Annotated in this window: 5 protein-coding genes and 1 pseudogene; 4 read left to right on the top strand and 2 right to left on the bottom strand. The window is 47.2% G+C overall.

Annotation, left to right across the window (positions count from 1 at the left end; translation table 11 throughout):
• The first annotated feature begins 96 nt into the window (after positions 1-96).
• The 4 genes from ACTIE6_RS15920 (at position 97) to ACTIE6_RS15905 (ending at position 4,747) form a co-directional block, all read left to right on the top strand.
• Positions 97-309: a hypothetical protein gene (locus ACTIE6_RS15920; protein WP_439557579.1), complete on the top strand. Its 213-nt coding sequence runs from the start codon at positions 97-99 to the stop codon at positions 307-309.
• 129 nt (positions 310-438) lie between these two features.
• A complete protein-coding gene (locus ACTIE6_RS15915; RefSeq protein ID WP_439557578.1) occupies positions 439-1,473 on the top strand; it encodes a quinone-dependent dihydroorotate dehydrogenase in 1,035 nt (344 codons plus the stop codon).
• A gap of 35 nt (positions 1,474-1,508) precedes the next feature.
• On the top strand, positions 1,509-4,031 hold the full coding sequence (locus tag ACTIE6_RS15910; RefSeq protein WP_439557577.1) for a DNA translocase FtsK 4TM domain-containing protein: 2,523 nt from the start codon (positions 1,509-1,511) through the stop codon (positions 4,029-4,031).
• Between the two features lie 71 nt (positions 4,032-4,102).
• Positions 4,103-4,747 (top strand): LolA family protein, encoded by a 645-nt coding sequence (locus ACTIE6_RS15905; RefSeq protein WP_439557576.1) that lies wholly within the window; start codon positions 4,103-4,105, stop codon positions 4,745-4,747.
• Between the two features lie 89 nt (positions 4,748-4,836).
• Here the strand turns inward: ACTIE6_RS15905 and ACTIE6_RS15900 are convergent, their stop codons facing one another.
• The gene (locus ACTIE6_RS15900) at positions 4,837-5,307 is read right to left on the bottom strand and encodes a ferritin-like domain-containing protein (protein WP_439557575.1); all 471 of its coding nucleotides are present in this window, start codon (positions 5,305-5,307) and stop codon (positions 4,837-4,839) included.
• Between the two features lie 145 nt (positions 5,308-5,452).
• Positions 5,453-5,838, bottom strand: a pseudogene (locus ACTIE6_RS15895) (DNA topoisomerase IB); the annotation flags it as partial.

Below are 5,838 nucleotides of genomic sequence, written 5' to 3'. Positions count from 1 at the left end.
TCATAAACAATCCGGCGCCGGAAGTTCAGGAAGATTCGCAATCAAGGCTTTCCGGTTTATTATCTTTGTGAAACAGCGTTGACTGATTTATCTATCATGGAGAAAAAGAAAATCAAGTTTTACAATTCGTTTGAAGAGCTGGACACGGCTCAGCTGAGAGAGAACCTGGAATCGTCGCTTGAAGAGCGCTGGGAAAAATTCTGGAAGCTGAGAAAGCTGCACAGAGAGCTGTTTGCTTCGGAATATCGCCCGACTTCATCTGATACCAGCCGCAAAACCATCCTAATTACCAAGCCCGAATGGATTTAGAAAACGCAGAATTTCTAAACTTTGTAAAGGCAGCAGGAGAATGCCAGTAAGGCTGCCGGGCGCTTGGACAGTCAAAAATAAATTCATTCAGCCTCCGCCCCTTGCTGCGAAACCCCCTATTTTTGCAGCATGTATAAAATCCTTATTTCCCCTATACTTTTCCTGTTTGATGCCGAGCGGATCCATTATTTTGTGACGGACCTGCTGCATTTTGCATTCAAAATCCCGTTCGTGCCCCAGTTAATGCGGTCGATGTACACATTTGAACATCCCGACCTGGTGACCGAAGTGGCAGGATTGCGGTTCAGGAACCCGGTGGGATTGGCGGCCGGCTTCGACAAAAATGCAGAAATGGTCGATCAGCTTGAAGCATTGGGATTTGGCTTTATAGAAATTGGAACAGTAACCCCGCGCCCCCAGCCGGGAAATGAAAAGCCCAGGTTGTTCAGGTTAAAAAAGGACAAGGCGCTGATCAACCGGATGGGCTTTAATAACAAAGGCGCTGCTGTGGCGGCGGCGAAGCTGAGCAAGCGCAAATCGGGGATTCTGGTAGGAGGAAATATCGGCAAGAACAAGGATACACCCAACGACCAGGCACTAAGCGATTACCTGATCTGTTTCCGCGAGTTGTTCGATGTGGTTGATTATTTTGTGGTCAATGTAAGTTCGCCCAATACGCCGGGCCTGCGCGACTTGCAGGAAAAAGGACCTTTAACCGCCATACTGAAAGAGCTTCAACAAAAGAATCGCGAGAAGTTTAACCCAAAACCTATATTTTTAAAGATTGCTCCGGATCTGACCACCAGTCAGCTGGACGATATCATCGATATTGTAAAAGAAACCGGGATCGCAGGCGTGATTGCAACCAATACTACAATCGCCCGGGATAACCTTCGTACCAGTGCTGAGGAGATCGGACAAATAGGTGCAGGCGGGCTGAGCGGCGCGCCACTTACACATCGGTCAACGGAAGTTATTCGTTACATTTGCGATAAATCGAATCATGCTTTTCCAGTTATAGGCGTAGGTGGAATTTCCTCGCCCGCGGATGCATTGGAGAAGAAAAATGCAGGTGCTGCATTGATTCAGTTATATACCGGATTCATCTATGAAGGTCCGGGACTGGCAAAGAACATTTGTAAGTCCCTGATCAGAAATAGGTAGAAAATTACCTTTCACGCATCCCAGAGTTGAAATAAATGTCTGTTAATAAGCCAAGAGCAAACACACAACGTGCGAAAGCGGAGGAAGCTGCGGAGCCGCGCATTCGCTTCTCTTTTGATTGGGAGCAAATTTTTTCAAGTCCAAAAGGCACTTTTGCCTGGGGGACTTTTTTTATTGTGCTGGGAATCTTCCTGGAAATCGCCTTTATCTCCTATATCGTCACAGGTATCTCCGATCAGAGCGTGATCGATGGACTGGGGCAGCAGTCGATCCGTGATGCGGGCCGACAAACGCGCAATTTCTTCGGGGTACTTGGCGCGGTAATATCTCACTTCTTTGTTTACAGGTGGTTTGGCGTGGGCGCATTGCTGCTCCCGCTCGTTCCCATTGTGGCCGGCTGGAAAATAGCCTTCGACAAAGAAATACTCCCGCTCAACCGCACCACCAAAGAAGTGATTTTTTTCACCTTGTGGGTCAGTGCATTGATGGGCTATGTGATACTGATGAGCAATACGGAAAGTACCATGAGTTTTGTCTCCGGCGGCATCGGTTACATGGTCAACGTGGCGCTGTTTGACTGGCTGAAATGGGGGAGTATCCTGCCGATTATTTTTGCATTGTTTGTCTTCGCCGTGTTCTTCTACGATGCCCGCTCCGCTTACGAAGCCTGGCAGCAGAAAAATGCGCGTCCGGAAGTAGCACCTGAATTGAATGGAGCAGCACCAGCAGCCGTAACAGAGGAAAAGGCACCCGTAGAGAAGGTAGCTGAGCCGGCGAAAGGATTTGCGGCAGTTGTAAATGACACTTATGACGATGAACTGCCGGTTGACGAAGATGAAGAAGAGTTACTTGAAGAAGAGCCTGAACTGATACTTGAACAGGAAGTGATCGCAGCACCAGTGCCGGTAATGCCTGTTGTGCCTGTCGCCCCGGTTGAAACCAGACTTGAACTGGAAGTGGAAGATACCACGCAGGTAGCCGAGCCGGAGCCCGAAGAATTCGAAGACGAGGATGTTAATGCGTCTATCCTGAGAGAATTCGGTCAGTATGATCCGATGCTCGATTTACCTTCCTATCATTTCCCCAAAGTAGATTTGCTGAATGAAGTCGAGGATAACCACCACGAAAAGGTAAGTCAGGAGGAGCTGGAAAGCAATAAGACCAAGATTGTAGATACGCTCGGAAGCTACGGGATTAATATTTCTAAGATTAAAGCCACGATCGGCCCCACTGTAACATTATACGAGATTATCCCGGAAGCTGGGGTTCGTATTTCCAAGATCAAAAACCTGGAAGGGGATATTGCATTAAGTCTTGCTGCACTGGGAATCAGGATTATTGCGCCTATGCCGGGACGCGGGACAATCGGTATTGAGGTACCTAATAAAAACCGTGAAACTGTTTTTGCACGGTCGGTACTGGCCAATGAGCGTTTCCAGAAGTCCAATTACGATCTTCCCATTGTTTTGGGTAAAACGATTTCAAACGATATCCACATCGTCGACCTGGCCAAAATGCCCCACTTGTTGATGGCGGGTGCAACCGGACAAGGTAAGTCCGTCGGCTTGAATGTGATCCTTGCTTCGCTGATTTACAAAAAACACCCGGCCGAGCTGAAATTCGTCCTTGTAGATCCTAAAAAGGTAGAACTTACCTTGTTCAACAAGCTCGAAAGGCACTTTCTGGCTAAGTTACCGAATGCAGAAGAAGCAATTATTACCGATACCAAAAAGGTAATTTTTACATTGAATTCATTGTGTATTGAAATGGATTCCCGCTACGATTTATTAAAAGAAGCGGCTGTAAGAAACCTCAAAGAGTACAATGCAAAATTTGCCCAAAGAAGACTTAACCCGGAAAAAGGACACCGCTTCCTGCCTTATATCGTATTGGTAATTGATGAGCTTGCCGACTTGATGATGACGGCCGGTAAGGAAGTGGAAACGCCCATTGCCCGCCTCGCGCAGCTGGCGCGTGCAGTAGGTATTCACCTGGTAGTAGCTACCCAGCGGCCCTCTGTTAAAGTAATTACGGGTTTGATCAAAGCCAACTTCCCCGCGCGTTTGTCATTCAGGGTAACGTCCAGCATTGACTCACGGACTATTCTGGATATGGGCGGCGCTGAGCAGCTCGTTGGACAGGGGGATATGCTGCTGGCAATCAACTCGGAAGTGATCCGCTTGCAATGTCCGTTTATCGATACCCGTGAAATCGAAGATGTCTGCGAATTTATCGGAAGCCAGCGTGGCTACGACGAAGCTTATGCACTGCCTGAATACGAAGGTGAAGATGCATCGGAAGGAAAAGCTGAACTGAATCCCGACGATTTTGACGGCTTGCTGCCCGACGCGGCCCGGTTAATCGTCACGCACCAGCAGGGCAGTACCTCGCTGATCCAGCGTAAAATGAAGCTCGGCTACAACCGCGCCGGCCGGATCATGGACCAGCTGGAAGTACTCGGGGTAGTAGGTCCGTTTACCGGAAGCAAGGCGCGCGACGTCATGTTCCACGATCTGAGCGGCCTCGAAGAGCACCTGCGCGTGATGGGCGTAAATTAAACCTTCATTTTTCGTGATGGTCTAAGATTTGTACAACCTCATAATCCATTAAACTTACTGAAAACCTCAATATGAAAAATCTTAGAATTAATGCGTGCTTGCTCTTGGCTATGTTGATCGCCGTCAGCTCTGCTGCATTTGCGCAGGGTGATAAAAGGTCTTCCGCAATCCTGGAAGCAATGAGCAACAAATATCAGAAGATCAAATCCTTCAAAGCCGCATTTACCTACTCGCCGGAAGGAGGCAAGCCACTGAAAGGCGAGGCGACTGTAAAAGGTACCAAGTTCAGGCTGAAAATGGCCGGACAGGAAATCTTCAATGACGGAAAGCTGATGGCGACATATATCAAGGAAACCAATGAAGTGAATTTGCAGGATTTTGATCCGACCGCAGGTGGCGACCTTGATCCGACGAGAATTTATTCAGCTTACAAGAAAGGCTTTAAATATGCTTTTTTGAAAGAGAAAAAAGAAGGCGCCAAGTCCCTGGAAGTAGTAGAGCTCACATCTACCAACAAAAGCAGCCAGGTGGATAAGGTACAGATTGAAGTGAATAAGGCTGACAAGTCCATTAACAGCTGGAAAATATTCCAGAAAAACGGACAGCAGGTAACCTACAAAGTTGATCAGTTCCAGCCCGATGTAGCCGTAGCTGATACATACTTCACCTTCAATGCAAAACAATATCCTGGTGTGGAGGTGGTGGATCTTCGGTAGGAATAAAACCAATTGTAAGAAACAAAAAGGGCGAAATCGATCGATTTCGCCTTTTTCTTTGCTAGCGTGTGCTGGTGTGATATTGGCTATTAGTTGTTGACTGCCTGATGCAGGTCGCGGTACTTCTTGATCAGGTTATGTGATTCGAGCAGTTCTGCTTTCTGGTTGGCGATGATTTGTCTGATGTTTACCGGCAAATCTACGTCTGTTGCCAGTGCATCGTCGTAAGCTTCCTGTGCTGCATCCTCACCATATTCGCAGCTTTCAAGGGCCGACTGTCTGTCGTGGCCGGTAAATGTTGCCTTGATATCCATCCAAACCCGGTAAATTTTACCTGAGTTGGTTGTGCCGGTAGCTATTTCTCCGCCTAGCGTTCTGATTTCAGCGCTCAGCTCATTGATGTTTTCGCGGCTTTCATTAGCCATTTTCTGAAAAATTCCTCTCAGGTCGACATCGATATCTTCAACCTCATTAATTGCCCTTTCGTAACCTTCAATGCGGTCGTTATTGATTCTGATCAGGTCATTTAATACCTCTACTAAATCTTCATTGGTTTCCATGATCTATTCTTTTTAGTGTTGATGATTTCTTATTTGTAATGCTAAACAAAAATGCTGTGCCAAGAGGTTACATATTTTTCCATTGAAACTGAGCCAGAAATCCTGAAGCGTATATGTAGGAATTCTTGCACGGCTGTTGAATTTTTCACGATTTTGGATGCGCAAGAAGCAACTTTACCCTTTGCTCGCTGGCAGAAAACCATTTTATTTCTTCCACGTCTTTACCTGCGAATCGCTTGATTCGATCATTTTCATAAGCCAGGAAAACCGCCGGGTGTACATAATATTTTTTGCAAACTGCCCGTGTATTCCCCAAATGCGCCGCTACTACATCTAGACAGGTGTTCAGGGTTCTCGTCAGTTGTCGCTGCGAAGATGCCTTTTCCTGTGTACAGAGGTATTCAAATGCAGTCACAGTTCCCATCCAGGTCCTGAAATCCTTTGCCGAAAAGTGCGAGCCCGTATGTTCACGGATGTAATCATTCACCTGTCTCGCATTGAGCGCACATCTGCCGCCTGACTCAGACGTGT

It is taken from the genome of Dyadobacter sp. (assembly GCF_051859145.1).
GTDB lineage: Bacteria > Bacteroidota > Bacteroidia > Cytophagales > Spirosomataceae > Dyadobacter.
The sequence above is the reverse complement of the archived record's forward strand: the minus strand, read 5'-3'. Positions and strand labels throughout refer to the sequence as shown.